This is a genomic window from Rhodococcus sp. NPDC059968 (assembly GCF_042738615.1).
Taxonomy (GTDB): Bacteria; Actinomycetota; Actinomycetes; order Mycobacteriales; family Mycobacteriaceae; genus Rhodococcus_F.
Genome location: NZ_JBHWUE010000270.1, coordinates 1 through 1,486, shown reverse-complemented (window position 1 = coordinate 1,486; position 1,486 = coordinate 1). Strand labels below are relative to the sequence as shown.

The following is a 1,486-nucleotide window of genomic DNA, read 5'->3' as shown; positions in this document are numbered from 1 at the left end:
TCAGTCGTTGGAGGGCGCCGTGTTTGTCCGGGTCGTAGGCGAGGTTGTCCTGCCAGCAGTGCCAGATGACGAACAGCCAGGCGCGGGCGAGGATGCGGACGGCATGGGGGTGGTCGTGTCCGCGGGCGACGGCTCGGCGGTAGAGGTCGGCGGCCCAGAGGTTCGAGTGGCGGGAGTCGCCCGCGAAGTCGGTGACGGCATCGCGGAGTTGTTTGTCTGCGGCCCAACGGAATCCGACGCTTCTGGCCTTGCCGGATTGGCGTGTGGAGGGGGCGACGCCGGCGAGACAGGCCAGCGACTCGGGGGTTGGAAATCGTGCCCGGCAGTCGCCGATCTCGGCGAGCAGCCGGGCGGCACGGACGGTGCCGGAGCGGGGCAGGCTGGTGAAGATGTGGGCGTCGGCGTGCCCGGCGAGTTGCTCGCCGATCTGTTCGGTGAGCAACTTGATCTGTTCGACGAGGGTGCGCAGGGCGGCGAGCAAGGCGCGGGTGATGTGGGCGTGCGCGGATCCGTCGTCACCGACGGCGCCGCGGGGTGCGGCGGTCAGGCGGGCATGCAGGACCGCGGGGTCGGTGCGGCCGCTGTAGCTGACGCCGGACAGCCACGTGGCCAGACGCTTGGGGGTGAGCCAGTCGGCCCGGTCCTGACAGTCGAAGCGGGTCAGGAACATCAGGCTGATCGGGGAGTCGAGATCGGCGAACAGGCCGACCGCGCCGGGGAAGACGTTGCGCAGGTGCGCCCGCAGCTGGTTGGCGAGGGCGACCCGGTGGGCGACGAGGTCCTTGCGGGCCCGGCAGACGCGGCGCAGCGCGACGGTGGCCGGGTGGTCGGGGGTCAACGGCGCCAGTCGGGCGCGGTCGGTGCGCAGGGTGTCGGCGAGGACGAAGGCGTCGAAGCGGTCGTCCTTGTTGCCGGCCGATCCGTAGCGGCCGCGCAGGTTCTTGACCTGGTTGGGGCTGATCACCACCACGGTGATCCCGGCGCCGAGCAGGGTGTCGATCACCGGTCCGTCCGGGCGTTCGATCGCGACCTCGCAGACGCCGGTGCGGGCGAGGACTGTGAGCAGCTCGCGCAGCCCGGCGGCGCTGTGTTCGACGGTGCAGCGGTGGACCTCGCGGCCGCGGGCATCGACGACGGACACGGCGTGATCGTCGCGGGCCCAGTCGATGCCGCAGGTCAGGGCGTTGGGTGGTTCATCGGGCAGGGTGTTTCTGGCAGACTTCATGTCGGCCTCCTCGCTGCTAGACCCAGTGGGGAGGCACCCTCGTGCGGTGCCGGGACGCGGCAGCCGGTTCGCTCACTGTTCGGCGCTCGGTGGCGCTCAGCCCTGTCGACGGTCGGCGCGGCCCGGGCGACCGCCGGGTCCTGCAGAACTCATGCCGGACATCGATCGTGTCAAGCGAGCAGGGCAGTGACCCGGCGGCACCTCGGGTGCATCGGCAGTCCATCTGAAACCACCGACACAAGGATGGTGCACCAGTGAGCG

At 70.9% G+C, this 1,486-nt stretch carries 1 protein-coding gene; it reads right to left on the bottom strand.

Annotation, left to right across the window (positions count from 1 at the left end; all coding sequences use genetic code 11):
- Positions 1-1,225, bottom strand: a 1,225-nt coding sequence (locus ACFWAY_RS53735) for an IS110 family transposase (protein ID WP_378516536.1), incomplete at its 3' end; no start/stop codon positions are given.
- Positions 1,226-1,486: the final 261 nt, after the last annotated feature.